Annotated in this window: 24 protein-coding genes; 9 read left to right on the plus strand and 15 right to left on the minus strand. The window is 65.6% G+C overall.

From position 1 onward, the window contains the following. Positions 1-37: 37 nt before the first annotated feature. From phbB to AC1RLU_RS01920, 3 genes are read right to left on the minus strand one after another with little or no spacing between them, the layout of a single operon-like run. Positions 38-763, minus strand: coding sequence for an acetoacetyl-CoA reductase (phbB, locus tag AC1RLU_RS01910; RefSeq protein WP_061970051.1), 726 nt, complete (start codon positions 761-763; stop codon positions 38-40). A 42-nt stretch (positions 764-805) separates the two neighbouring features. After that, positions 806-1,021, minus strand: coding sequence for a DUF1737 domain-containing protein (locus AC1RLU_RS01915; protein ID WP_492793633.1), 216 nt, complete (start codon positions 1,019-1,021; stop codon positions 806-808). A gap of 19 nt (positions 1,022-1,040) precedes the next feature. Continuing rightward, positions 1,041-2,219 carry an acetyl-CoA C-acetyltransferase gene (locus tag AC1RLU_RS01920; RefSeq protein WP_061970048.1) on the minus strand — a complete coding sequence of 393 codons (1,179 nt, stop codon included), beginning with the start codon at positions 2,217-2,219 and terminating at the stop codon, positions 1,041-1,043. A gap of 307 nt (positions 2,220-2,526) precedes the next feature. On the opposite strand from AC1RLU_RS01920, the gene phaR reads away from it, so the two are divergent. Both phaR and AC1RLU_RS01930 read left to right on the plus strand, forming a co-directional pair. After that, positions 2,527-3,129, plus strand: a complete 603-nt coding sequence (gene phaR / locus AC1RLU_RS01925) for a polyhydroxyalkanoate synthesis repressor PhaR (protein WP_061970046.1) — start codon at positions 2,527-2,529, stop codon at positions 3,127-3,129. Positions 3,130-3,259: 130 nt separating this feature from the next. Further along, positions 3,260-3,640 (plus strand): hypothetical protein, encoded by a 381-nt coding sequence (locus AC1RLU_RS01930; protein WP_492793634.1) that lies wholly within the window; start codon positions 3,260-3,262, stop codon positions 3,638-3,640. 91 nt (positions 3,641-3,731) lie between these two features. Here the strand turns inward: AC1RLU_RS01930 and AC1RLU_RS01935 are convergent, their stop codons facing one another. After that, entirely contained in the window at positions 3,732-5,423 is a 1,692-nt protein-coding gene (locus tag AC1RLU_RS01935; protein WP_492793635.1) for an EAL domain-containing protein, read from the minus strand. A gap of 172 nt (positions 5,424-5,595) precedes the next feature. Between AC1RLU_RS01935 and AC1RLU_RS01940 the strand changes: the two genes are divergently transcribed. Then, complete coding sequence (locus AC1RLU_RS01940; protein ID WP_113585819.1) at positions 5,596-5,808, plus strand: hypothetical protein; 213 nt, start codon at positions 5,596-5,598, stop codon at positions 5,806-5,808. A gap of 85 nt (positions 5,809-5,893) precedes the next feature. Here AC1RLU_RS01940 and rpmF read toward each other — a convergent pair whose 3' ends face one another. Next, positions 5,894-6,079, minus strand: a complete 186-nt coding sequence (gene rpmF, locus AC1RLU_RS01945; protein ID WP_047582212.1) for a 50S ribosomal protein L32 — start codon at positions 6,077-6,079, stop codon at positions 5,894-5,896. A 151-nt stretch (positions 6,080-6,230) separates the two neighbouring features. Continuing rightward, a complete protein-coding gene (gene mtgA, locus AC1RLU_RS01950; protein WP_492793636.1) occupies positions 6,231-6,899 on the minus strand; it encodes a monofunctional biosynthetic peptidoglycan transglycosylase in 669 nt (222 codons plus the stop codon). A gap of 127 nt (positions 6,900-7,026) precedes the next feature. Here mtgA and AC1RLU_RS01955 point away from each other — a divergent pair, with 127 nt between their 5' ends. After that, positions 7,027-7,974, plus strand: a complete 948-nt coding sequence (locus tag AC1RLU_RS01955; RefSeq protein WP_492793637.1) for a polyprenyl synthetase family protein — start codon at positions 7,027-7,029, stop codon at positions 7,972-7,974. Between the two features lie 137 nt (positions 7,975-8,111). On the opposite strand, the gene AC1RLU_RS01960 is transcribed toward AC1RLU_RS01955, so the two are convergent. Together AC1RLU_RS01960 and AC1RLU_RS01965 are read right to left on the minus strand one after the other, a co-directional pair. Continuing rightward, positions 8,112-9,356 carry a histidine kinase gene (locus tag AC1RLU_RS01960; protein ID WP_492793638.1) on the minus strand — a complete coding sequence of 415 codons (1,245 nt, stop codon included), beginning with the start codon at positions 9,354-9,356 and terminating at the stop codon, positions 8,112-8,114. 31 nt (positions 9,357-9,387) lie between these two features. After that, the gene (locus tag AC1RLU_RS01965; protein WP_492793639.1) at positions 9,388-10,680 is read right to left on the minus strand and encodes an adenylosuccinate synthase; all 1,293 of its coding nucleotides are present in this window, start codon (positions 10,678-10,680) and stop codon (positions 9,388-9,390) included. A gap of 304 nt (positions 10,681-10,984) precedes the next feature. Between AC1RLU_RS01965 and AC1RLU_RS01970 the strand changes: the two genes are divergently transcribed. Both AC1RLU_RS01970 and AC1RLU_RS01975 read left to right on the plus strand, forming a co-directional pair. Next, positions 10,985-12,181: a M20 aminoacylase family protein gene (locus AC1RLU_RS01970; RefSeq protein WP_492793640.1), complete on the plus strand. Its 1,197-nt coding sequence runs from the start codon at positions 10,985-10,987 to the stop codon at positions 12,179-12,181. Positions 12,182-12,304: 123 nt separating this feature from the next. Further along, a complete protein-coding gene (locus tag AC1RLU_RS01975) occupies positions 12,305-12,889 on the plus strand; it encodes a tyrosine phosphatase family protein (RefSeq protein WP_061970033.1) in 585 nt (194 codons plus the stop codon). Positions 12,890-12,904: 15 nt separating this feature from the next. Here the strand turns inward: AC1RLU_RS01975 and AC1RLU_RS01980 are convergent, their stop codons facing one another. The 4 genes from AC1RLU_RS01980 to AC1RLU_RS01995 form a co-directional block, all read right to left on the minus strand. Then, positions 12,905-14,611: a mucoidy inhibitor MuiA family protein gene (locus tag AC1RLU_RS01980; protein WP_492793641.1), complete on the minus strand. Its 1,707-nt coding sequence runs from the start codon at positions 14,609-14,611 to the stop codon at positions 12,905-12,907. A 144-nt stretch (positions 14,612-14,755) separates the two neighbouring features. Next, complete coding sequence (locus tag AC1RLU_RS01985; protein WP_492793642.1) at positions 14,756-15,502, minus strand: F0F1 ATP synthase subunit A; 747 nt, start codon at positions 15,500-15,502, stop codon at positions 14,756-14,758. Between the two features lie 146 nt (positions 15,503-15,648). Next, positions 15,649-15,966, minus strand: coding sequence for a DMT family transporter (locus AC1RLU_RS01990; RefSeq protein WP_061970028.1), 318 nt, complete (start codon positions 15,964-15,966; stop codon positions 15,649-15,651). 114 nt (positions 15,967-16,080) lie between these two features. Then, positions 16,081-16,962: a type 1 glutamine amidotransferase gene (locus AC1RLU_RS01995; protein WP_492793643.1), complete on the minus strand. Its 882-nt coding sequence runs from the start codon at positions 16,960-16,962 to the stop codon at positions 16,081-16,083. Between the two features lie 113 nt (positions 16,963-17,075). On the opposite strand from AC1RLU_RS01995, the gene AC1RLU_RS02000 reads away from it, so the two are divergent. Beyond that, positions 17,076-17,984, plus strand: a complete 909-nt coding sequence (locus tag AC1RLU_RS02000; RefSeq protein WP_492793644.1) for a DMT family transporter — start codon at positions 17,076-17,078, stop codon at positions 17,982-17,984. A gap of 129 nt (positions 17,985-18,113) precedes the next feature. Here AC1RLU_RS02000 and bla read toward each other — a convergent pair whose 3' ends face one another. The 3 genes from bla to AC1RLU_RS02015 all read right to left on the minus strand — a co-directional run bounded on the left by bla (position 18,114) and on the right by AC1RLU_RS02015 (position 22,171). Further along, the gene (bla, locus tag AC1RLU_RS02005; protein ID WP_492793645.1) at positions 18,114-19,115 is read right to left on the minus strand and encodes a class A beta-lactamase; all 1,002 of its coding nucleotides are present in this window, start codon (positions 19,113-19,115) and stop codon (positions 18,114-18,116) included. Positions 19,116-19,184: 69 nt separating this feature from the next. Beyond that, the gene (serA, locus tag AC1RLU_RS02010; RefSeq protein ID WP_492793646.1) at positions 19,185-20,774 is read right to left on the minus strand and encodes a phosphoglycerate dehydrogenase; all 1,590 of its coding nucleotides are present in this window, start codon (positions 20,772-20,774) and stop codon (positions 19,185-19,187) included. 218 nt (positions 20,775-20,992) lie between these two features. Next, a complete protein-coding gene (locus tag AC1RLU_RS02015) occupies positions 20,993-22,171 on the minus strand; it encodes a phosphoserine transaminase (protein ID WP_492793647.1) in 1,179 nt (392 codons plus the stop codon). A 188-nt stretch (positions 22,172-22,359) separates the two neighbouring features. On the opposite strand from AC1RLU_RS02015, the gene AC1RLU_RS02020 reads away from it, so the two are divergent. Both AC1RLU_RS02020 and AC1RLU_RS02025 read left to right on the plus strand, forming a co-directional pair. Then, positions 22,360-23,397 carry a DUF262 domain-containing protein gene (locus AC1RLU_RS02020; RefSeq protein WP_492793648.1) on the plus strand — a complete coding sequence of 346 codons (1,038 nt, stop codon included), beginning with the start codon at positions 22,360-22,362 and terminating at the stop codon, positions 23,395-23,397. Continuing rightward, the gene (locus tag AC1RLU_RS02025; RefSeq protein ID WP_492793649.1) at positions 23,390-23,989 is read left to right on the plus strand and encodes a HEPN domain-containing protein; all 600 of its coding nucleotides are present in this window, start codon (positions 23,390-23,392) and stop codon (positions 23,987-23,989) included. The genes AC1RLU_RS02020 and AC1RLU_RS02025 overlap by 8 nt, the downstream gene beginning before the upstream one ends. The last annotated feature ends 54 nt before the right edge of the window (positions 23,990-24,043 follow it).

Here is a 24,043-nt window from a genome sequence, read left to right on the forward strand (position 1 = left end):
GCGGTCCCAAATGCTCGATAGGGTATGACTGGCGCGCTCAGGCCATGTACTGGCCGCCGTTGGCGGAGAGGGTCGAGCCGGTGATGAAGCCGGCATCGTCACCCGCCAGGAACACCACGGCCCGTGCGATCTCCTCGGGCTCGCCAAGGCGGCCGACCGGGATATGCGGCAGGATCGACTTCTCGATCACGGCCGGGTCGATCGCCTTGACCATCTCGGTCGCGATATAGCCGGGGCAGATCGCATTCACCGTGATGCCGGCCCGCGCGCCTTCCTGGGCCAGAGCCTTGACGAAGCCGATATCGCCGGCCTTGGCGGCGGAATAGTTGACCTGGCCCATCTGGCCCTTCTGGCCGTTGATCGAGGAGATGCAGATGACGCGGCCGAACTTGCGGGCGCGCATGCCTTCCCAGACCGGGCGGGTCATGTTGAACAGCGAGTTCAGGTTGGTGTTGATCACCGCGTCCCACTGCTCCTTGGTCATCTTGTGGAACATGCCGTCGCGGGTGATGCCGGCATTGTTGACCAGGATATCGACCGGCCCGAGATCGGCCTCGACCTTGGCGATGCCGGCGACGCAGGAATCATAGTCCGAGACGTCCCATTTATAGGTCTTGATACCGGTCTCGGCGGTGAATTTAGCCGCGGCCTCGTCATTGCCGGCATAGCTCGCCGCAACGCTGTAACCGGCCGCCTTCAGACCCTTCGAGATCGCCGCGCCGATGCCGCGCGAGCCACCCGTAACCAATGCCACCTTCGCCATAGGCCAGTCTCCCTTTCAGATGATCCCTGCGGCGTTTCGCCGTTATTGTTCAGATAGGCTCAGGGTGGGCGCGTAGGCCGCGTCCACGTCCTTGATGATGGCCTGGCCACAGACGACCCGGCCCTGGACCGTGTCGAAGGTCAGGGTGGGCTGGCCGTAGAGCGACCAGCCAAGGCTCAGCGCTTCGGAGACCCGATGACAGAAGGAGGCGTCATCGGGGCCGGTGAGATAGCGGTAGAGCGTCGTGCGCTTCGCCATGGGCTGTGAGGCGCTTGTCTCAGCGCTCCACGGCCATGGCGACGCCCATGCCGCCGCCGATGCAGAGCGTGGCGAGGCCCTTCTTGGCGTCGCGCTTGGCCATCTCGTGCAGCAGCGTCACCAGCACGCGGGCGCCCGACGCACCGATCGGATGGCCGATCGCGATCGCACCGCCATTGACGTTGACGATGTCCGGGTTCCAGCCGAGGTCCTTGTTGACCGCCAGCGCCTGCGCCGCAAAGGCCTCGTTGGCCTCGACGAGATCGAGATCACCGACCTTCCAGCCGGCCTTCTCGAGCGCCTTGCGGGTCGAGGGGATCGGGCCGGTGCCCATGATCTGCGGGTCGACGCCGGCGGTCGCCCAGGAGGCGATGCGGGCGAGCGGGGTCAGGCCGCGGCGGGCCGCTTCCTTGGCGGTCATGATCACGAGCGCGGCGGCGCCGTCATTGAGGCCGGACGCGTTGCCGGCGGTCACTGTGCCGTCCTTCGAGAAGGCGGGCCGGAGCTTGGCCATGGCCTCGACCGTGGCGCCGTGGCGCGGATACTCGTCGCTGTCGACGACGATGTCGCCCTTGCGGGTCGAGATGGTGACCGGCGCGATCTCGTCCTTGAACCGGCCGGCCTTCTGGGCGGCCTCGGCCTTGTTCTGCGAGGCTACGGCGAAGCGGTCCTGCTCCTCGCGGCTGATCTGGTACTTGGTCGCGACGTTCTCGGCCGTCGTGCCCATATGGTAGCCGTGGAAGGCGTCCCAGAGGCCGTCCTTGATCATCGTGTCGGTGAACTTGACGTCGCCCATCTTGGTGCCGGCGCGCATATAGGCGGCGTGCGGGGCGAGCGACATCGACTCCATGCCGCCGGCGACGATGATGTCGGCATCGCCATTGGCAATCTGCTGCAGGCCGATGGCGACGGTGCGCAGGCCCGAGCCGCAGAGCTGGTTGAGGCCCCAGGCGGTCTTCTCCTGCGGGATGCCCGCGGCCATCGCGGCCTGGCGAGCCGGGTTCTGGCCCTGGCCGGCGGCGAGCACCTGGCCGAGCACGACCTCGTCGACCTCGGCCGCTTCGACCTTGGCGCGGCGCAGGGCTTCCTTGATCGCGACGGCGCCGAGATCATGGGCGGGAGTGTTGGCAAAAGCGCCGCTGAAGGCGCCGACCGCAGTGCGGGCCGCACCGACGATCACGATATCCGAATCTGCCATGAGAGGTATCCTCGCTTTGTTGTTGCGGCTGCACCGCTCCCGCCGGCCCAACCGTTCCCCGCCACCTTCGAAGCCTGCCGCGACGCCGTCAAGACAGGCGAGAGGCTAAATCGACCGAGGCATCTTCACCGAGGTGACGCAAGGGAGGGGCTATCGCTGTGGTTGCAGGGCCTTCGGTGGTTTTTTGCAGCGCCCGCTCAAAGAGCTTGCGGTGCAGCACCGACAGGCTATCGTCGCGTCATGGGAGACCGTTTCGCCGAGCACGCCGGAACCACTGGCGGCCGCGGATCAACGTCAAGTAGGACCGATGGCCAGCGACAAAGAACCGACCGTCATCAAGAAATACGCCAACCGGCGTCTCTATCATACGGGCACCAGCTCCTATGTGACCCTGGAGGATCTCGCCGGGCTCGTGCGCTCGGGCGAGGATTTCGTCGTCTATGACGCCAAGTCAGGCGAGGACATCACCCGCTCGGTGCTGGCGCAGATCATCTTCGACGAGGAAGCCAAGGACGGGCAGAACCTGCTGCCGATCGCGTTCCTGCGTCAGCTCATCCGCCTGTACGGCGACAGTATGCAGGCGCTGGTGCCGCGCTACCTGGAATTCTCGATGGAGAACTTCACGCAGGAGCAGAGCAAGTTCCGCGAGCAGATGACCAAGGCCTTCGGCGGAACGGCCTTCAGCGGCAACGCGCTCGACGCCATCCAGGCGCAGACGCGGGCGAACATGCAGATCTTCCAGGAAGCCTTCCGGCTGTTCAACCCGTTCACCGCGGTGGCGCAGGCCAAGCAGGAAGCAGCCGCCGGCGCGAAGCCCGCGGCTGAAGCCGGCAGCGGCGATCTCGGCGATCTCAAGCGCGAGCTCAACGAGATGCGCGAGCGCCTGGACAAGCTGTCGCGCTCGCGCTGAGGCTGGCCCGACGATTTTGAGCCGCGCTCTCGGGAGACGAGGGCGCGGTTTTTTGTTGGGCTGAGAATCGTTACCGCGAGTGTCTTGATTGGTTCGCTAGTGGACATTCGGTTTAGCGCTAGGATGGGGCATGCGCTTCCCCTCAATGGCGATCGACGGCTGGCAACTACTTGATGGCAAAGAACACCATCGATGGGGCCCGGCAACCTTCTCAATCCCCACGCGGCTAGAGCGGGAAGGATTGCGGGCCGGCGATTTCGCAAAGCTGATGTTTGAAATCGCGGTTGGGGACCGCGTCGTTGTAGAGCGGATGTGGGTACTCGTAACCGCTCGAAATGAGAGCGGCTATGTCGGCATTCTCGACAATGACCCGACCGAGATCGCTGAAAATGATGAGCTTTGGTCGGGGACCGAACTTCCCTTTGGAGCGGCGAACGTCATCGCAGTCACGGAACGGAATGAGAACAGTTTAGCTATGGCGGAGCTGCCGCCTAGAAGGAGCTGGCTCTAACTGCATTCGCGCATCACTTGCTCAAGTCCGCTATGGGTCGGAAGCGGTCATCTAGCTCAGCGCCGGAATCGCGCTCAAAACGCCGCCTGCCTCAGCCGGCGGCGAGCCGGCGGGGCGCAGTCTGCGGCGGCTCAGCCACTTCGGCACGGCCGACGAGATGGCCCTGCAGATAGGTGACGCCCCAGTCGCGCAGCATGCTCGCCTGCATCTCGTCATCGACCCATTCGGCCACCGTCTCGACGCCGAGATGGCCGGCGAGCTCGACCAGCGTGCGGACGTAGAAGCGGTCGTCGGTCGAGCGGCGCAGGTTCTGGGTGAAGGCGCCGTCGATCTTGAGGATGTCGATCGGGAAGGCGCGCAGATGCCGCAGCGAGGTGTGGCCGGCGCCGAAATCGTCGATGGCGATGCGCGCGCCCTGCTCCTTGATCCGTCGCAGCAATTTGGAGATGCGGGCGGGATTGTCGATCGTCGAGGTTTCCGTGACCTCGACGATCAGGCGCGAAGCCTTGTCCCGGGCGGCGCCGGTGCAGGCGATGAAGGCGTCGAACCATTCGGGGTCGTTGAGGGAACGCGGCGAGACGTTCACCGACAGGGTGAGCTTCGGATCGGCGCCGAGCATCTCGATCGCGAGTTCCAGCACGCGCTGGTCGAACAGCCGCACGAGCCCGCGCCGCTCCAGCATCGGGATGAGCTCGGCCGAGGCGAAGTAGAGGCCGGTATCGCCCTGGCCGACGCGCAGCAGCGCTTCGTGGAAGGCGATTTCGCGCGAGGCCGTCCTGACGATCGGCTGCAGCGCCAGGCGCACGCGGCGTTCGTTCAGGGCGGCGATGGCCTGCACGTCGAAGCCGGTCTGCTCGGTGCCGGGGCTGCGCCGCTGCTGCGGCCTGGCCATCACGGCGGTGTCGACGGCCCCGGCGCGGGCGCTGGCCAGCGCCCCTTCCGCTGCGGCCAGCAGCGCGCCGCCATGGCTGCCGAGCTCGGGCGCGCTGGCGGCGCCGACGCGCAGCCGCACCAGGGCGATGCCGCGGCTCGTCTCGATTGCCGATTGCGCGACGACCTTGATGAAGCGGCGGGCGGCGGGCTCGACCTGCTCGGGCGGGCAGCCGACCAGCAGAATCGCGAAGCTGTTGCCGGCATAGCGGACGAGATGGTCGCGCCGGCGCGTCACCGAGCGCAGGCGCTCATGCACGGTGACGATGATCTCGTCGGTGGCCTCATGGCCGAAATCGTCGTTGAGGCGGGCGAGCTCGTCGATGGCGGCGACGAGGACGACGACCGGCCGCTCCGCCGGCAGATGCTCCTGCAGGGCCAGGCCGATGCGCTCGACCAGGGCGGGCCGGTCGCAGAGCTCGCTGCCGAACTGCTCGAGTTCGTCGGTCCGGGCAGCGCGCTCGAGTCGGAGCACGCCGCGCGCGCTCGCCGGATAGCCGTCGCTGCCGGCGAACCAGCGGCCGGTATCCTCGGCCCACATCTTGCGGCCGGCGAGATCGATCGCATAGCGGGTGCGATAGATGACGCCGTCGCCGCCGTCGTGCTCGCTGGAGCAGAAGATCGCGTCGTAGCGGCTGGGCCCGCTGCCGGGCTCGACGAGGCCGGCGAAGGCAAGGCCGCGCTGCATCGCCTGTTCGGGAAGCGCGCCGAGGACTTCGGCTGCATTCGGTCCCCAGCTCAGGGCGTCGCTCTGGATATCCCAGCCATAGACCACTTCGCCGATCGAGGAGAGGATGCTGCGGGGATCAACCGGGCCGCCGTTCTGGAAGCTGAAGATCGGCGGGGAGGGCATCGTTCGGCCTCGATCGGACGGCTGCGCGGCTCCGTTCCGGTGCTTCGGCGCGCTGTCCATGTGATGGGAAGTGCTTCGAAACGATGCGGTATTTTTGCTTAACGCAGCGTTAAGATTGGCCGCCCCCTTGCAACGAGGCTTCCGTCACAACTTGTCTGTGCCGGAGTGATACATGACTGAGGCCGGAAGCCGGACCGATCGGAATGCCACCGATGCCAACGCATCCGCGCTGGTGCTCCTGCAGGCGGCTGCGGCGCGGGCCGAGATCGGCCCCTTCGCCCGGCGCGGGCGGGCGAGCCCGCAATCGGCGGCGGTCTGCTACCGGGCGGCGGCGCGGCTTGTCGCGCCCATCGGAAGCGCCCGCCTGCAGGCTGCCCGAGGCTAAGGCAAAGAAAAACCGGCCTCGCGGCCGGTTCTGAAATTTTCAGCAGCAAGCCGGCATCGCTGTCGGTGCCGGAAAACCGGACGCCTCAGGCGTCGGTCTTGACCTTCAGCACCTGACGGCCGCGATACATGCCGCTCTTCAGGTCGACATGGTGCGGACGGCGCAGTTCACCCGAGTTCTTGTCCTCGATATAGGTGGGCTGCTTCAGGGCGTCGGCCGAGCGGCGCATGCCACGCTTCGACGGCGACGTCTTTCTCTTCGGAACGGCCATTGTACTTCTCCATCATGCCACCGCCCGGACGCTGGCCCAAGGCCACGCATCCGCCACAGCGACGGATCAATCTCGTGAGGCGTTGGCCTTACACCGTCGGGGCCATGATGGCTAGTGCCGAATCCGGATTTATTCGCCGGCCGAGCCTGGATCAACCGGGGAGGGCGCAATCGCCCAGCGATCCGAGCTGGCGGAGCTGGCGCAGGCTGCGGCCGGCGGCCGATTGCAGCGCCCGATTCGGCTTGGCGGGATTGCGCAGGAGCGGATTGGGCAGGGCGCCGGCGAGCCGGGCGGCTTCGGCCGGCGTCAGGCGCGCGGCGGATTTGCGGAAATAGCGCTGCGCCGCGGCCTCGGCCCCGAACAGGCCGTCGCCCCATTCGGCGATGTTGAGATAGACCTCGATGACACGCGGCTTCGACCAGGCGAGGTCGATGGCGATCGCGAGCGGGATCTCCATGCCCTTGCGGATATAGGAGCGGCCCGGCCAGAGGAAGACGTTCTTGGCGGTCTGCATGGTCAGGGTCGAGGCGCCGCGGCTCGGCCCGTCCTCGTTCTCCAGCACCTTGTTGAGCTCGACCCAGTCGACGCCGCCATGGCTGCAGAAGCGCTGGTCCTCCGAGGCGATGACGGCTTTGACGAGATGCGGCGAGATCTGGTCGAGCGGCACCCAGTCGCGCTCGACCGGCTTCAGCACCAACCAGCGGCCGAGCATCAGGGTCGAGGGCACCGGCACGAACCGGTAGAGCAGGATCAACGCCGCAAGGGCGAGGAGCAGCCAGAGGGCGAGCCGGAAGCACTGGCCGAGAATCCTACCCAGCACCTTGCTTCACCCTCCCACGCCACGCGATCGCCCCGGGCATGACGGCCCGAGCCGAGGCGGCGCAGCTTGACGATGTGGCGAACGTCCGGCAAGGCCCCCCTTCCGGCAGCGAACGCGAGATCCGCGCATGAGTTCCGTCCCCCCTTCGGTCCATCCCGGCGATCTCGATGCCCGGCTGGCGCAGAATGCAGCCGCCATCGAGGCGCTGCTGGAGGCGCTTCTGTCCGATGCTCCGGCTGTGGGCGAGATCGCGCGCCCGCCGCGCCTCCTCGCCGCGATGCGGCATGGCGTGCTTGGCGGCGGCAAGCGGCTGCGGCCTTTCCTGACAGCCGAGACGGCAAGGTTCCTGGGCGTTCCGGTGGAGCAGGCCCGGCGGTCGGGGGCCGCGGTCGAATTGCTGCATTGCTATTCGCTGGTCCATGACGACCTGCCGGCGATGGATGACGACGATCTCCGCCGCGGCCGGCCGACCGTGCACAAGGCCTTCGACGAGGCGACGGCGATCCTTGCCGGCGACGCGCTGCTGACGCTCGCCTTCGAGGTGCTGGCCGACGAGGCCACGCATGAATCCGGCGCGGTGCGGGCGGCGCTGGTGACAAGCCTCGCGCGGGCTTCCGGCTGCGGGGGCATGGTCGGTGGCCAGATGTTCGATCTGGCTGCCGAAGGACGCTTCGAGGCCGTGCGCGGCGCGCTTCCGGAGGCGGAGATTCGCCGGCTCCAGGCGATGAAGACCGGGGCGCTGCTGGCGGCGAGCGTCGAGATCGGCGCGCGGCTCGGCGGCGCGGACGCGGCGGCGCTGGCCGCGCTCGGCCGCTATGGCCGGGCGCTGGGCGCGACTTTCCAGATCGCCGACGACATCCTCGACGTCGAATCGGACGCCGCGCAGATGGGCAAGGCGACGGCCAAGGATGCGGACAAGGGCAAGGGGACGCTGGTCGGCGCGCTCGGCCTCACCGGGGCCAAGCGCGAGCGCGACCGGTTGAGCGCAGAGGCCGTGGAAGCGCTTGCCGGCTTCGGCCCGGATGCGGATGTGCTCCGGGCTGCGGCGCGGTTTGCGGCCGAGCGGAAGAGCTGAGCCTGAATCGGCAATTCTAAGGAAGCATGCCGTCATGCTCGCCCTTGTGGCGAGCATCCACGTCTTGAACACTGCATGGCATCGATGAAGACATGGATGGTCGGGACAAGCCCGACCATGAAGGCCGAGTGCTGCTTCTACCGCCAGCGGCCGAAGGCGTCGGCGAGCGTCTGACTGCCGGAGACGCCCTTCTCGAAGGTGATGATGCCGCGGCGGCCGGAGGCGAAGCGCACGGGCACGTCGATCCAGCTGCGGCTCAGGATCAGGTCGGTATTGCGCTCGACCTCGACCGGCACGTTCGACAGCGCCGCCACGAAGAGGTTGTCACCCAGCGCCGAGTTGATCGCCGAGAGCGGCGCGCCGCGCTCGCCTTCCTCGCTCTTGAACTGGGGAACGCCGACTTCCTTGACGGTCTGGGTCGCCGGGTCGCCGGTGCTGGTGAAGCGCAGGCCGATGATATGCGAGGCCGGGAAAGCCGAATCGGTGTTGCGGCGGATGGTGAAATCGAGGCTCAGGCCGACATCGGGAATTTCGACGGTCGCACGGACGATGGTCTCGATCGGCCGGCCCTGGCCGGCGCTCTCGCTGTCGAGGCGCCAGAACACGCGGCCGCTCGTGGTCTGCGGCTGCTGCGGGGTCTCGGGCACCTCGACGAAGAGGACGGCGCGCTGTGCGACCGCGACCTCGCCGCCGGGCTGCGGCACGGGGATGCCGGGCGCGTTGTTCGGCTGGCTGCCGGCCGGGCGGTTCTGCGGCGGGGCGCCGGGCTCGCCGACGCGCTCGGCGATCTTGCCGCCATTGTCGGACTGGGGGACTTGCGCCGGCTGCGATGCCGTTTCGCTGTTCGGGCGCGGCGTGTCCTGGGGCCGGAGCTTGTGGACATAGATGGCCGTGGCGGCGATGGCGGCGACCGCAACCGCCACGACGCCGCCGACGACGGCGGAGCGGATATGGCCGGGCTTCACCCGTCGTTCGCGCGGCGGCAGCACCCGCGGCCGGGCGGCCTGCGGCTCGGCCGGCTCGGGCAGGGGCTCGCCGTCGTCCTCACCCGCGGCGGCGGGGAGCGGCGCGAATTCCGGCGCCTTCTTCGGCGTCGGCGGGCGGATCGGCAGCGTTGGATTCTCGACGGTACGGATCACCGGGCCGCCCGCTGCCGGCGGCGGCGCGGGAGCCTCGTCGTAATCCGCCTCGATCCGGGCGACGGCCTCGTCGAGCGACAGGCGCTCGCGCATGATCTCGGCTTCGCTCAAGGGCGGGTCGAGGCCACGCAGCTGCGAGACCAGGGCGGCCCGCGCCCGGTCGTAGATGGCGCGCCGGGCCTCCGGGGAGGTTTCGGACAGCCCGGCAACCGCACGTGCCAGGATCGGATAGAAGTCGGCCATTGGCCTCACTTGTCGCTGTTGTTGCGCCGCGTCAACCCTCGAAGGGATTATGGACGAGGATCGTATCGTCGCGCTCGGGGCTGGTGGAGAGCACCGCGACGGTGGCACCGATCAGCTCCTCGATGCGGCGAACGTACTTGATCGCCTGTGCCGGCAGGTCGGCCCAGGAGCGGGCATTGGCGGTGGAGCCTTCCCAGCCCTCGATGGTCTCGTAGATCGGTTCGACGCGGGCCTGGTCGTTCTGGCCGGCGGGGAGGTGTTCGAGGATCTGGCCGTCGAGCTTGTAGCCGACGCAGACCTTGATCTCCTTGAAGCCGTCGAGGATGTCGAGCTTGGTCAGCGCGATGCCGTCGATGCCGGAGGTCTTGACCGTCTGGCGCACGAGGCAGGCGTCGAACCAGCCGCAGCGGCGCTTACGGCCGGTGACGACGCCGAATTCCTTGCCCTTGGTGCCGATCAATTCGCCGATCTCGTCGAAGAGCTCGGTCGGGAAGGGGCCTTCGCCGACGCGCGTGGTGTAGGCCTTGGCGATGCCCAGCACATAGCCGACCGCGGAGGGGCCCATGCCGGAGCCGGTCGCGGCCTGGCCGGCGACGATGTTCGAGGAGGTGACGAAGGGATAGGTGCCGTGGTCGACGTCGAGGAGAGCGCCCTGTGCACCCTCGAACAGGATGCGCTTGCCGGCGCGGCGCTCGGCATCGAGCAGCGCCCAGACCGAGGTCGCATAAGGCAGCACGTCCGGGGCGATCGCCTTGAGCTGGCCGAGCAGTTCCGTCGCATCGACCTCGCCGATGCCGAGACCCCGGCGCAGGGCGTTGTGATGGGCGAGCAGGCGTTCGATCTTGGCTTCGAGCAGCGCCTCGTCCTTGAGGTCGATGACGCGGATGGCGCGGCGGCCGACCTTGTCCTCATAGGCCGGGCCGATGCCGCGCTTGGTCGTGCCGATCTTCATGCCGGCATTCGAGGTCTCGCGGAAATGGTCGAGCTCGCGATGCAGCGGCAGGATCAGCGTCGCATTGTCGGCGATGCGCAGGTTGTCGGGGGTGATCGCGACGCCTTGCGCGCGCAGCTTGGCGATCTCCTCGACGAGATGCCAGGGATCGACGACGACGCCGTTGCCGATGACCGAGAGTTTGCCGGGGCGGACGATGCCGGAGGGCAGCAGCGAGAGCTTGTAGACGACACCGTCGATGACCAGCGTATGGCCGGCATTATGGCCGCCCTGGAACCTGACGACGACATCGGCCTGGCTGGAAAGCCAGTCGACGATCTTGCCCTTGCCCTCGTCGCCCCACTGGGCGCCGACCACCACAACATTCGCCATGAGCGAGGTGTCCCTGCTGTTACCGCGTTGCCTTCTGCAAGCGGCCCGCGCAAATGCAAAACCCCGGCGCAAGGCCGGGGTTTCGGGGCAGGTCCTTGCAAGCCCTCATGGGCCAACACGGTCCGCAGGTCAAGTTTTTCGGCGGGCCGGGCCGTGATCCGAGGGGATAAACTGCCTGAGCATGGCGGGTCTGCAGCATCTGCGCAGTGATGCTGCCACAATCGGGCGTAAGGGCTATGGGCCAGCGGGCGGCGATGGAGGGGCCATGCCGCCGCGGGCCACTGGAGAGGGGATTTCACCGACCATGACGAAGCTCGATGCCTGGCTCGGCCAGCACCATGCCGCCTTCACCGCGATCCGCCGCGACATCCATGCTCATCCCGAACTCGGCCTCGAAGAGGTCCGCACGGCCAAGCTCGTCGCCGACAAGCTGCGTGAATGGGGCGTCGAGGTCACCGAGAATGTCGGCAAGACCGGCGTCGTCGGCGTGATCCGCGGCAACAAGCCGGGCCGTGCGGTCGGCCTGCGCGCCGACATGGATTGCCTGGCGCTCGATGAGACGACGAACCTGCCCTATTCCTCGAAGAACCCGGGCCGGATGCATGCCTGCGGCCATGACGGGCACACCACGATGCTGCTCGCGGCCGGGCGCTACCTCGCCGAGAACCGGGATTTCGAGGGCACCGTCAACCTGATCTTCCAGCCGGCCGAGGAAGGCCGCGGCGGCGCCAATGCCATGCTCGCCGACAAGCTGTTCGAGCGCTTCCCCTGCGACGCGATCTACGGCCTGCACAACACGCCCGGCATGGCGCCCGGGACCTTCGGCACCACGGTCGGCCCGTTCCTCGCGGCGGCGGATAGCTGGAAGGTCACCTTCCACGGCGTCGGCGGCCATGGCGGCTCGCAGCCGCATCGCTCGACCGACATCACCTACGCCCAAGCGCATTTCGTGCTCGGCCTGCAGGGCATCATCGGCCGCAACGTCGCCCCGCTCGACACGGCGGTGATCAGCGTCGGCTATATCCATGGCGGCGACGTCAACGCCTCGAACGTCATCCCGTCCGAGCTCGTCATCGGCGGCACGGCGCGGACCTATTCCATGGAAGTACGCGATCTCGTCGAGCGTCGCATCGGCGAGCTTGCAGCGGCGACGGCGCAGGCCTGGGGTTGCAAGGCCGAAGCCTATTACCATCGCGGCACCAGCCCGCTGGTGAACGAGGCCGAGCAGGTCCGCGTCGGCGTTGCCGCGGCGTCGGCGGCTGTCGGTGCCGAGAAGGTCAACGGCGAGCTGCGGCCGGGCACGGGCGGCGAGGATTTCGCCGAGATGATGCTGGTTCGTCCGGGCGCGTTCATGCGCATCGGCAACGGCGTCAACCCGGACGGCTCCTTCGTCGGCCTGCATACGCCGCTCTACGACTTCAACGACGAGATCATCCCGGATGGCGTGCGCTACTGGGTCGGCGTCGTCGATCAGGAACTCGGGCAGGCCAAGGCCGCCTGATCACGATCATCGTGGCCGGCCCTCAGGGGCCGGCTGCAATCATGCAGGGCAGCCCGTCATCCCCGGTGGTTGTATAGCCGGCGCAAGAGCGCTACGCGGCGGGCTCCGCAGCAGAGGCGCGCCATGAAGACCCTGTCCATCTCGACCCTGACGATCTGCGGCATCGAGGAACTGCCCGGCAACAGCGCCCGCGAGGTGACGCATGTGCTCTCGGTGATCGATCCCGACCGGGCTGAGATCGATGCCTTCGGGACCTATGGCGAGCATCATCGCGTCACGCTGCGCTTCCACGACATCATCGATCCGCTCCCCGGCCAGATCATGCCGACGCCGGAGCATGTCGGCGAGATCCTGAATTTCGGCGAGGGCCTGCGCGGGACCGCGTCCGGCCGCGTCAAGGGCCATCTGCTGGTGCATTGCCATATGGGTATCTCGCGCTCGACCGCGGCGATGATGACGCTGATGGCCCAGGCCGATGCGGCCGAGGACGAGGATGCGTTGTTCGCGCGCCTGCGCGAGATCCGGCCGCAGGCCTGGCCGAACTCGGTGATGATCGGCTTCGCCGACGAGCAGCTCGGCCGCGGCGGCCGGCTGACGCAGGCGCTGCGGCGGCATTACGCCCACCAGCTCGAGATGCAGCCGAAATACCGGACCTGGATGAACGATCTCGGCCGCAAGCGCGAGATCGAGATGGGGCTCACGCTCTGAGCGAAGGCTGCCGGCTCACTTCCCCGGCAGCGGCTGCTCTTCGTAGGAGAGTTCGCGGTCGCCGGGCCATTTGATGCGGTAGGCGAGCTTGATCTCCTTCTCGGCGCCGGGGGCGAGATCGAAGGTCCAGGCGGCGACGCCGCGGCGGTCGCCGACCTGCTTCTCGGTCGGCGGGGTGGTCTGGGCGGCGATGGTCTCGACCGTGATCCCGCTGCTCTCCGAGAAGGGGATGCGCTCCAGCACGGTGACCTTGACCGGCTTCGCATGCAGGCTCTTCACCACCGTGCGGAACTCGCGCAGGTCGGTGCGGGTCTGGCCGAGCCAGCTCGGATCGTTCTCGCGGCGCTTCACCGGCGCGAACGAGACCTTGATGCGATCGTCGGCGCCGAAGCCGAGCTCGACCTTGTCGCCGGGCGCGACCAGATTGAACTGGCCCATGCCGACATAGGTGCCGTCGCGATGCAGCGCGACGCGGCCGGCGAGAAGCGGCGCCTCCTCGTCATGGACGAAGCCGGCTTCAAGATAGGCCTTCTGCTCAAGCTCGGGGACTGTGCGGGCGGCGAGCGTCGCCTCGGTCTTGCGCTGGGTCAGCGTCACCGTCTTGGAGCTGCCGTCCTGTGGGATCGAGGCGCGGCCGGGCACCTGGAAATTTGCCTGATAGGCGCCGGCCTCGATCGTGGCGACCTGGATTTCGGCAGGCTTGGCCGTGACGGCGCGCTGTGATTGCTTGGCCAACGCGTCCGCCATGGCCTCGGCTTCCGCCTTGGCACGGCCGGCCATCGGAGCAGGCGCGGCGCTGACGCGCGGGCGGCTTTCATAGACCACCGGCGGCTCGAAGAAGGCCACCTGCATCGGCGTCAGTTCCGGCGCGCGCGTGCCCCCAGCCGAGCGCGTCGTCGAGAGAGTCAGCGCGACATCGTCCCAGGCCTCGCCGCTGCGCTGGCGAATCTCGGCGCGGCGCGTCAGGGCGATTTCCGGCTTCTCGCCGGTCGTCGTCAGTCGCGCCTCGTAGGTCGGCGTCCAGTTCGCGCCGGTAACGCGATAAGTGACGGTGAACTCGGCCGCGACCGGCTGCGGCGCCTCGACGGCGATGGCGATGTCGCGCTTCGGCGCACCGGGGCGGCCGGCCTGCGGGCGGGCGCGCTCCAGTGCGGCGATCTCGGCCTCGACATCGGAGAGGCGGTTGCGGGCGCCGCGCAATTCGTCCTGGACCTTGACCAGTGCGGTGCCGATCGCCTCGAACACCGCCGGCCAGTCGCCGACGGGCAGGGCCTTGCCGTCGGGGCCGAGCTTGTCGGGGCCGACCTGCGCGAAGCGCTCGATCGTGGCGCGCTTCGCTTCGATCGCGCCGATCTGGCCGGAGAGCTTCTCCTTCTCGTCGCGCAGCGTCTTGAGCTTCTCTTGCATCACTGTGTCGAGCACGGGCTTGGCATCGCCCGGCGTAATGCGGACATCGACCGCGCCGACCGAGAAGGCCCCGTCACCCAGTCCTTGCGCCAAGCCCTTGCCCTCGACGCGAATGGAGGCGGGGTCGATCGTCGCCGGCAGGCCGCGCAGTACGATCTGCGAGACGCCCTGCAGCAGGTCGGCCTTGCCGAGCCGCGTCACCACCGCCCCGTCCGGAAAGACCGTGACGCGGTCGATCCGGCTCGACAATTCGGTCTCGGCTGCGACGGCGAGGCCGGGTGCGAGAAACAGGGCTGCGGCAATATGGCTTCGCATCGAGATCATCCCCTCCAGGTCGCAATCACGTCGCCGTGATTGGCGCTGCCGAATTCGGCGTGCCCAAGGCGGAATTGGGCCAGAATGCGGATAGGCGGGGGATGCGCCGGAAGCGTCCTGCATTTGCAGGAGCGATCCGGCAACTCAATGGCCCGGATGCAGCGCGTCGTTCAGATAGATGCAGGCGAGCACGGTGAAGACATAGGCCTGCAGCACCGCGACCATGAATTCGAACGCCGTGAGCGCGACCGTCATCAGCAGCGGCAGCGGCGCGAGCAACGAGGTGCTGACGCCAGCCGCGAGCAGCGCCGCGACGAAGCTGCCGAAGACCTTGAGTGCGATATGGCCGCCGAGCAGGTTGGCGAAGAGGCGCAGGCTCAGCGAGATCGGCCGCGACAGGAAGGAGACGATCTCGATCAGCGTGATGAAGGGCAGGAGCCATTTCGGCACGTCGGGCGGCACGAAGAGCCTGAGGAAGCCGAAGCCATGGCGCAGCACGCCGTAACCGACGACGGTCGCCATTACCAGCATGGCGAGCGCGAAGGTCACGGCGATATGGCTGGTGACGGTGAAGGCGCCTGGGATCATGCCGAACAGGTTGAGCACCAGCACGAACATGAAGAGCGAGAAGATCAGCGGCAGGAAGCGCATGCCCTCGCGCCCGGTCGCGTCGGTCAGGGTCTTCGCGACGAATTCGTAGAGCATCTCCGCCAGCGCCTGGGCGCGGCCGGGGACGATGGCGCGCGAGCGCGTCGCCAGAATCAGCCCGCCGGCGATCGCGGCGGTGGCGAGCGCCATCATCAGGGCCGCGTTGGTGAAGCCGAGATCGAGCCCGCCGACTCGCAACGGTACGAGGGTCTTGACGATGAACTGGTCACTGGGATTGGCCACGGCGAGGGGCCTCCGCTCACGGGGTTGCGCGACGCCGCGGAGCATTCCGCGTCGTGGGGCCGTCCCCTGTGAGTTCACGAAGGCCGCGGGTCGTCCCGAGGCGCGGCCTGCCTAGAAGGCGCCGGCCGCTTTGGCAAGAGCGGCTGTCAGCTCGCCGAGAGCTTCATCATGACGAGGCCCGAGACGATCAGCAGGGCGGCGGCGATGCGCATCGGCGTCAGCGCCTCGCCGAGCACGGTCACGCCGACGACGAAGGCACCGACCGCGCCGATGCCGGTCCAGATCGTATAGGCCGTCCCGAGCGGCAGCGAACGCATCGCCAGCGAGAGCAGGGCGAAGCTGCCGATCATCGTGACGATGGTGATCACGGTGGGCATCGGGCGCGTGAAGCCGTCCGACTGCTTCATGGTGAAAGCCCAGACGATCTCGAGTACGCCTGCAGAAAGAAGATAGAGCCACGCCATAGCGGGTCCCCCATGGTTTGCCGGGTCGTCCCGGCACATGTCCCAGGTTGGGGGAGGTCGTGGCCTCGCGGGTGCTGATCTAGCGATCGCCCAGCGTCATGGCAAGGTCACGGCTCAGGCGCGCCCGCGCGCGCTGGCGTGCGGCTTGACCCGATGCTCCATGAAGTTGCGGAGCTCGGTGACGCGGCGCCCGGCATCGAGCACCTCGCGGTCGAGGCCATGCGCCCAGGCGACATCCTGCCGGTCCGGATCGGCGTCGAGCGTGCGCAGATCGTCGAGCCAGGCCTTTGCCGAAGCTTCGTCCTTGCGGAAGCCTTCCTCGATCAGCAGCGGCACCATGCGGCCGAGGATCGCGGCCATCTGCTTGAGCGAGAATTCGGGATGGTACTGCACGCCCCAGAAGGTGCCGCCATTGTGCCGGATCTCGGCGGCCTGGACCTGGCTGTAGGCGTTGGAGGCGAGGATCGTCGTGCCATGCGCGGGCAGCGCGACGGTGTCGAGATGGATGGCCGGGGCATCGAAGGCGGCGGGGCGGCTGGCGAGCAGCCTGTGGCCGCGGCCTGCTTCGGTCGGCGTGATCCGGCGGGCGAAGCCGGTCTCCCGGCCCTTGGGATTGGCGGTGACGGTGCCACCGGCTGCGACGGAGCCGACCTGGACGCCCCAGCAGGAGCCGAAACAGGGTGTGCCGCTGGCATAGATCGCCCGCATCAGTTCGACCTGCCGGGTCACGGGCGGGGTGATGTCGTAGATGTGCAGGGCGGAACCGGTCAGGAAGATGCCGTCATAGGATTCGAGCCCGGCACTGTCCGGCAGGTTGGCCCCCTCGTCGGCCGGCAGGCAGATATCGGAGACGATGTCCGGCGCGATCGCCGCGATCTCGGCCGCATAGGCCTCGCCATAGGCCATGCCGTAAGCCTTGCGCAGCCCTTCGCGTGTCTCGTGCATGTTGCCGTCGACGAAGAGTAGGCGGAGCGGGCGGGCGCTGGTTTCGATCATCGGGATATTCCGCAGGGATGCGCAGGGCGACGGGCAGGTGTGCGCCCGATCTCATATGAGCGGGGTACACGCAAGGGTATTGCATGAGCCCTTTCTCGCAACAGGGTCGAAACGTGCACCCCACCCAGACCTGGCTGCAACGCGCCTGGGGCAATGCCTACCTGCTGATGGTGCTGACCACATTGATGTGGGCCGGCAATGCCGTGGCGAGCCGGCTCGCCGTCGGCAACATCTCGCCGATGATGTTGACCTCACTGCGCTGGGTGGCGGTCTGCGCGATCATGCCCTGGCTGCTGCGCGACCAGTTGCGGACGCATTGGCCGGTGCTGCGGGCGCATTGGCGGCTGATCGCCTTGCTCGGTGCGCTCGGTTTCACCACCTTCAACACGCTGATGTATCTCGCGGCCTATTCGACCAGCGCGATCAATATCGGCATCCTGCAAGGCTCGATCCCGGTCTTCGTGCTGATGGGCGCCTTCCTGGTGTTCCGCACGCGGATCACCCTGATGCAGGGGATCGGCGTCGCGGTCACGCTGCTCGGCGTCGTGGTCACCGCGAGCCGCGGCGACATCCATACCCTGACGGCCTTTCGCTTCGTGCCCGGCGACGTGCTGATGATCATCGCCTGCGTGCTCTATGCCGGCTTCACCGTCGGCGTCCGCAAGCGGCCGCCGGTGCCGGGCCTCGTCTTCTTCATAGCGATGGCGAGCTTCGCCTGCATCGCGTCGCTGCCGCTGCTCGCGACCGAGATCGCGCTGGGACGTTCCTATATCCCGACGACGCAGGGCTGGCTGATCCTCGCCTTCACGGTGATCTTCCCCTCGATGGTCTCGCAGCTTTCCTTCATGCGGGCGATCGAACTGATCGGGCCCGGCCGGGCCGGCGTCTTCGTCAATCTCGTGCCGGTCTTCGCGCCGATCCTGGCCGTGCTCATCATCGGCGAGCCCTTCGGGCTCTATCATGCGCTGGCGCTGGTGCTGGTGCTCGGCGGCATCTTCATCGCCGAGCGATTGGGGCGGTAGTAAAGTCTCGCCGTCATTCTCGGGCGAAGCGAAGCGCAGACTCGAGAATCTCTTGCAAGGAAGAGGAGCTTTCGTGCCCAGAGATGCTCGGGTCAGGCCCGAGCATGACGCCGGCTCAGGCGACCGCTCTCAGCGCAGCGCCGAAACCGCGAGCCGCGCGACATCCGCCAGAGCCGCCTCCCGCTCCTTGGCATCGGCGCGGGAACCCGCGAGATAGGTCACGATGACGAAGCGCCGGCCGTCCGGCAGCGTCGCGATGCCGATATCGTTGGTGGCGTGGTTGATTCCATCCGTCGTCAGCCCGGCGCCGGTGCGGTGGGCGAGCCGGGAGCCCGCTGGCAGTCCCGCCTTGATGCGATCGGCGCCGACCTTGGTCTCGGTGATGATCTGCGTCAGCAAGGCGGCATACGCGGGGTCGCGCAGCCAATTGCCCTTGGCGAAGGCCTCCAGGAACTGCGCGCTGGCCTCCGGCGTCGAGGCGTCGCGCTTGTCCTTGAGCGCGTTCGACAGGGCGGCGATGCGCAGGCGCGGCCGCATCGCCTTGAGCTCGGCGCGGAACGCCTTCTCGTCGACGACCTGATCCCAGCCGAAGCCCTTGAGCCCGTAGATCTCCGGCTGGAACTGGCGCTCGTAGCGATCGACCGACATGCCCTGGATGCCGCCGTCGCGCAGCATCTTCGTCACCACCTGCGGGCCGCCGATCTCGCGCATCAGCAAGTCGGCGGCGGTGTTGTCGCTCTCGCCGGCCGCGAGCCGGATCAGTTCGCGCAGCGGATAGTCGTTGCGCTCGCCCTTGAAGGCCTTGGCCAGCGGGCTGTGGAACAGCGAGAAATCCTTGCGGGTGACGGTGATCGGCTGGTCGAGCCTGAACTTCCCCGCCTCCACCTGCTGCAGCACCGCGACTGCCAGCGGCAGCTTGAACACGCTCTGCATCGGGAAGGTCTCGGAGCCGCGATGCGACCAGAGCTTGCGGTCGCGCAAGTCCATCAGCGTGACGCCGAGGCGGCCCTCGGCCTGCTGCTCGATGCCCTCGATCGCCTTGTCGAGCTTGTCGCGGTCCCAGTCGGCGAGGGCCGGGACGGCCGTCAGGCAGGCGAGGGCTGTGGCGGCGAGACGAAGGCGGGCAGACATGAAAATCCCCTGTGGCGCGCACCACAGGGGACGAGAATTGCGGCGGCGCTGGGGCGCCGGACCGGCGGATCAGAACTTGAGGCGCCGGGCGCGCTTGACCATCGGGATCGCGTGGATCTTGTCGAGCAACTCATCCGAGATCGGCTCGTCGACCGCGACATAGCAGATCGCGTCGCCGCCGGGCTTGTCGCGGCCGAGCGCGAAGGTCGCGACATTGACGCCGGCGCCGCCGAGCAGCGAGCCGAACTGGCCGATGAAGCCCGGCTTGTCGGCATTGCGGACATAGAGCATGTGCGGCGCGAACTCGGCATCGATGGCGATGTCGCGGACCTCGACGATGCGCGGCTTGCCGTCATGGAAGACCGTGCCGGAGGCATGGCGCGGCATGTCCTCGGCCTCGACGACAATGCGGATGACGCTTTCGAGATTGCCGGCGACCTCGCGGGTCAATTCCTCGACGACGATGCCCTTCTCCTTCGCCACCATGGCCGAGTTGACCATGTTGATCTCGGGCAGGAAGGGCCTGAGCACCCCGGTGATCGCGGCGGCTGAGATTGCCTTGAGGTTCAGGCTCGCGACCGCGCCCTCGTACTCGATGCGGATGCCCTTGACCGGCGCTTCCGTCAGCTGGCCGAGGAAGGAGCCGAGCTTTTCGGCGAGATCGACGAAAGGCTTCACGCGCGGCGCTTCTTCCGCCGTGATCGAGGGGAAGTTGACCGCGTTGGTGATCGCGCCCTTCAGCAGGTAGTCGCTCATCTGCTCGGCGACCTGCAGGGCGACATTCTCCTGCGCCTCGTTGGTGGAGGCGCCGAGATGCGGCGTGCAGACGACGTTCTCCAGGCCGAAGAGCGGGTTCGTCTCGGCCGGCTCCTGCGAGAACACGTCGAAGGCGGCGCCCGCGACATGGCCGGACTTGATCAGGTCGGCCAGCGCCTGCTCGTCAACGAGGCCGCCGCGGGCGCAGTTGATGATCCGCACGCCCTTCTTCGTCTTCGCCAGGTTCTCGGCCGAGAGGATGTTCTTGGTCTTCTCGGTCATCGGGACGTGCAGCGTGATGAAGTCGGCGCGCTTCAGCAACTCGTCCAGCTCGACCTTCTCGACGCCGAGCGCGACCGCGCGTTCGGCTGAGAGATAGGGGTCATAGGCGATGACGCGCATCTTCAGGCCGATGGCGCGCTCGGCGACGATCGAGCCGATATTGCCGGCGCCGATCAGGCCCAGCGTCTTGGCCGTGATCTCGACGCCCATGAAGCGGTTCTTCTCCCACTTCCCGGCCTGGGTCGAGGTATCGGCCGAGGGGATCTGGCGGGCGAGCGCGAACATCATGGCGATGGCGTGCTCGGCGGTGGTGATCGAGTTGCCGAACGGCGTGTTCATCACGATCACGCCGCGCGCGGTCGCGGCCGGGATCTCGACATTGTCGACGCCGATGCCGGCGCGGCCGATGACCTTGAGGTTCGTCGCCTGCTCCAGCAGCTTGGCGGTCGCCTTGGTAGCCGAGCGGATGGCGAGGCCGTCATAATCGCCGATGATCGCGGCGAGCTTGTCCTTGTCCTTGCCGAGGTTCGGATCGAAGGTCACGTCGATGCCACGGTCCTTGAAGATCTGGACGGCGGCGGGGGAGAGGGCGTCGGAAATCAGGACCTTTGGGGCGGGCATGGAAGGCTCCGGCTGGCGCCGCGCTGCACAAGGAGCGGTCTGGCGCTGAGAAGGGGGAGGGCGCCCCGCCTGTCATTCCGGGGCGGCGAAGCCGAACCCGGAACCCACGACGAGGTGCAACGCTATGGTTCTGGAAGAGGCGGTGGAAAGGGCTCGCCCGGTCGTGGGTTCCGGGTTCGCGGGCAAAGCCCGCGCCCCGGAATGACAGGGCGAAGCGCTTACGCCGCCTTCTTGCCGAGCCCGGCCTTGGCCTCGGCGAAGGCATAGGCGATCCAGGGCGTGAGCGCCTTGAGGTCGCGCGACTGGACGGTCGCGCCGCACCAGATGCGCAGGCCGGGAGGGGCGTCGCGGTAATGGCCGAGATCGTAGCCGGCGCCGGCCTTCTCGATGATCGAGACGACCTGCTTGGCGAAGGCCGCCTGCGCGTCCGCCGGCAGGGCCGTGACGGCCGGGTCGGTGAACTTCAGGCACACGCTGGTGTTCGAGCGCGTCTTCGGCTTCACGGCGAGGAAGTCGATCCAGTCGTTCTCCCGCACGAACTTGGCGATGACGCGGGCATTGCCGTCGGCGCGCTTCACCAGGCCGTCGAGGCCGCCGACCTTCTGGGCCCATTCCAGCGCGTCGATATAGTCCTCGACCGCGAGCATGGAGGGGGTGTTGATGGTCTCGCCGGTGAAGATGCCCTCGATCAGCTTGCCGCCCGAGGTCATGCGGAAGATCTTCGGCAGCGGCCAGGCCGGCTTGTAGCTTTCGAGCCGGGCGATGGCGCGGGGCGAGAGCACGATCATGCCATGAGCGGCCTCGCCCCCGAGCACCTTCTGCCAGGAGAAGGTGACGACATCGAGCTTCTGCCAATCGAGGCGCTGGGCGAAGGCGGCGGAGGTGGCGTCGCAGATGGTCAGCCCCTCGCGATCCTCAGCGATCCAGCTCGCGTCGACGACGCGCACGCCCGAGGTGGTGCCGTTCCAGGTGAAGACGACGTCGCGGTTCTTCGTGTCGACCTTCTTGAGGTTCGGCAATTCGCCATAGGGCGCGTCGAAGGTGCGGACATCGGCGAGCTTGAGCTGCTTGACGACATCGGTGACCCAGCCGGCGCCGAAGCTCTCCCAGCTGACCATGTCGACGCCGCGGGCGCCGAGCAGCGACCAGAGCGCCATCTCGACGGCGCCGGTATCGGAGGCCGGCACGATGCCGATGCGGTAATCGGCGGGAACGGCAAGCACCTCGCGCGTCAGGTCGATCGCAGCTTTCAGCTTGTCCTTGCCGATCTTGGCGCGGTGCGAGCGGCCGAGCGGGGCGTCGGAGAGGTTCTTGAGGGCCCAGCCGGGGCGCTTGGCGCAGGGGCCGGACGAGAAATTAGGCACGCGCGGACGCGTGCTAGGTGCGGTATTCGCCATCGATGTCTCCATCCTTACAGATGGGCGCGCCCCGTTGGGGGGGCGTGTCCCGTCGATGGGGGTAGGATGGGAGGGGGCGGGGAGTCAAGGTTGCTTTGAAGACCACGCGAAAAGACAGGCGACATGTTGCCGATGCCCCCATCTTCGTGGCACCGTTAGAATATTGCAGAATGCGGGAATCGATTTTGATGTCGGCCGAAACGACGCTCAGCTTGAATACGGTAGATTATCCGTTCGAGACATTGGTTCAACGCGCAAAATCTAACCCTCCAAAGCTCATACTCGATCCCGAGTTTCAAAGAAAATACAAATGGGATCGAGAGGGTTGGGCGCGGGCTTCGAAATTTATCGAGTCGTGCTTAATGAGAATTCCCTTGCCTTCGTGCTATTTCGCTGAAACGAAGGACGGAAATCATCTTGTAATTGACGGTGTTCAAAGAATAACGACAGTACTTAGATTTTTCAATGACGAGTTTCCTTTGGAGGATTTGACCTCATTTTCTAAATTGAATGGAAAAAAATTCTCTGAGATTGGTAAATATAAGTCTGAGTTGGAGACAACTACGATTAGGTGTATTATATTGCGTCGGGAGAATCCTGACGAGCTTATCACTGAAATCTTTGCAAGACTAAACAAGGGCGCTGTTTCACTGTCTGATCAAGAGATCAGGCATGCGCTCTACCCTGGCTCTTTTGATAAGTTGCTACAAGAGTTGTCAGGAAACGAGATAGTAAAGAATTTCGGCCTTGGGAAAGACGGCAGGTCGAAGCGAGATGCGCGTGAGTCGGAGGAGCTTGTGCTTCGATATTTTGCGTTCCGCGAGTCAGCGGATAGCTACGAGGGAAATTTAGCAAAATTCTTGGATAAATATATGAAGGCTGCTTCTCAGTACGACGATAAGAAGCTTAAGAATCTACGAGACGATTTTGATAAGAGCCTATCTTCTTGTCTTGTCGTTTTCGATGATGACGAGGTTTTTTCTGACATCGGAAAGGATCGACGGAGGCAGGGGGTTGTATACTATGATTTGCTAATGAACTCCCTAGGGAGTTTTACCAAAAAGACACTTAATGCAAAAAGAGAGGAAATCAGAGCGGCTTTCATAGACCTTTGCAACTCTCCTTCTTTCAGGAAATCAACCGCTGGAGGGCTTCAGAGGAAATCATCAATTAATAAAAGAAATTTGGAGTGGAATAAAAAGCTTCAGGAAGCTATCGGTGCTTGATAATAGCATTTTGCAGAGATTTCTGGAGCAGTTTGATAACTTGATTTCGATTGTTTCGGAATCAAACAATAGAATTATATCTGAGGCGCCTGATGAATTGTTTGTGAATTTTGCTAATGTTTTTACGAAATCGTATATTGTTAGCACTTGCTCGATATTAGAAGCTTTTATACAGGAGGTTTCATATTCTTATTTTAGAATAATAGATGATAGAATTAGTGCATCAAATATACCGAGAAACGTTCTGGTTTGGTCTCTTTATAGTGACGTTAAAAAGGATCATTTGCGCTTTGAGCGTTTTTCAACTGGCTTGGACCGTGGAAAATTTAATGAAATCATATCGGCAAATATAGATAAGACTATACGGGCGTTTAAGTATATAGGGATCGACATCGATTCTAATGATGAATTTAAAGCTCATAAGGATTTTATTTCTTCATTTGTTACTAAAAGAAATAACATAGTTCATCACAATGATGATGCCGTTGATGTTAGTTTTATAGACGTAATTGATTCTATTTCGAAAATAAAACAATATTGCAATTGTGTATTCTCTATTGTTAATGAAAGCCCGCATTTAATTCTAGAGTGAAAATTCATGAAAGACTTTCCGCAGTTCCGCAATATTGCTGAACGGCTCGCTGGT

The organism is Allobosea sp. GW822-FHT05A11 (genome assembly GCF_058800455.1).

What these genes read in the sequence shown, in the direction of transcription:
- phbB (WP_061970051.1), bottom strand. Translation starts at nt 763, where the DNA reads ATGGCGAAGGTGGCATTGGTTACGGGTGGCTCGCGCGGCATCGGCGCG.
- AC1RLU_RS01915 (WP_492793633.1), bottom strand. Translation starts at nt 1,021, where the DNA reads ATGGCGAAGCGCACGACGCTCTACCGCTATCTCACCGGCCCCGATGAC.
- AC1RLU_RS01920 (WP_061970048.1), bottom strand. Translation starts at nt 2,219, where the DNA reads ATGGCAGATTCGGATATCGTGATCGTCGGTGCGGCCCGCACTGCGGTC.
- phaR (WP_061970046.1), top strand. Translation starts at nt 2,527, where the DNA reads ATGGCCAGCGACAAAGAACCGACCGTCATCAAGAAATACGCCAACCGG.
- AC1RLU_RS01930 (WP_492793634.1), top strand. Translation starts at nt 3,260, where the DNA reads ATGCGCTTCCCCTCAATGGCGATCGACGGCTGGCAACTACTTGATGGC.
- AC1RLU_RS01935 (WP_492793635.1), bottom strand. Translation starts at nt 5,423, where the DNA reads ATGCCCTCCCCGCCGATCTTCAGCTTCCAGAACGGCGGCCCGGTTGAT.
- AC1RLU_RS01940 (WP_113585819.1), top strand. Translation starts at nt 5,596, where the DNA reads ATGACTGAGGCCGGAAGCCGGACCGATCGGAATGCCACCGATGCCAAC.
- rpmF (WP_047582212.1), bottom strand. Translation starts at nt 6,079, where the DNA reads ATGGCCGTTCCGAAGAGAAAGACGTCGCCGTCGAAGCGTGGCATGCGC.
- AC1RLU_RS01955 (WP_492793637.1), top strand. Translation starts at nt 7,027, where the DNA reads ATGAGTTCCGTCCCCCCTTCGGTCCATCCCGGCGATCTCGATGCCCGG.
- AC1RLU_RS01960 (WP_492793638.1), bottom strand. Translation starts at nt 9,356, where the DNA reads ATGGCCGACTTCTATCCGATCCTGGCACGTGCGGTTGCCGGGCTGTCC.
- AC1RLU_RS01965 (WP_492793639.1), bottom strand. Translation starts at nt 10,680, where the DNA reads ATGGCGAATGTTGTGGTGGTCGGCGCCCAGTGGGGCGACGAGGGCAAG.
- AC1RLU_RS01970 (WP_492793640.1), top strand. Translation starts at nt 10,985, where the DNA reads ATGACGAAGCTCGATGCCTGGCTCGGCCAGCACCATGCCGCCTTCACC.
- AC1RLU_RS01975 (WP_061970033.1), top strand. Translation starts at nt 12,305, where the DNA reads ATGAAGACCCTGTCCATCTCGACCCTGACGATCTGCGGCATCGAGGAA.
- AC1RLU_RS01980 (WP_492793641.1), bottom strand. Translation starts at nt 14,611, where the DNA reads ATGCGAAGCCATATTGCCGCAGCCCTGTTTCTCGCACCCGGCCTCGCC.
- AC1RLU_RS01990 (WP_061970028.1), bottom strand. Translation starts at nt 15,966, where the DNA reads ATGGCGTGGCTCTATCTTCTTTCTGCAGGCGTACTCGAGATCGTCTGG.
- AC1RLU_RS01995 (WP_492793643.1), bottom strand. Translation starts at nt 16,962, where the DNA reads ATGATCGAAACCAGCGCCCGCCCGCTCCGCCTACTCTTCGTCGACGGC.
- bla (WP_492793645.1), bottom strand. Translation starts at nt 19,115, where the DNA reads ATGTCTGCCCGCCTTCGTCTCGCCGCCACAGCCCTCGCCTGCCTGACG.
- serA (WP_492793646.1), bottom strand. Translation starts at nt 20,774, where the DNA reads ATGCCCGCCCCAAAGGTCCTGATTTCCGACGCCCTCTCCCCCGCCGCC.
- AC1RLU_RS02015 (WP_492793647.1), bottom strand. Translation starts at nt 22,171, where the DNA reads ATGGCGAATACCGCACCTAGCACGCGTCCGCGCGTGCCTAATTTCTCG.
- AC1RLU_RS02020 (WP_492793648.1), top strand. Translation starts at nt 22,360, where the DNA reads ATGTCGGCCGAAACGACGCTCAGCTTGAATACGGTAGATTATCCGTTC.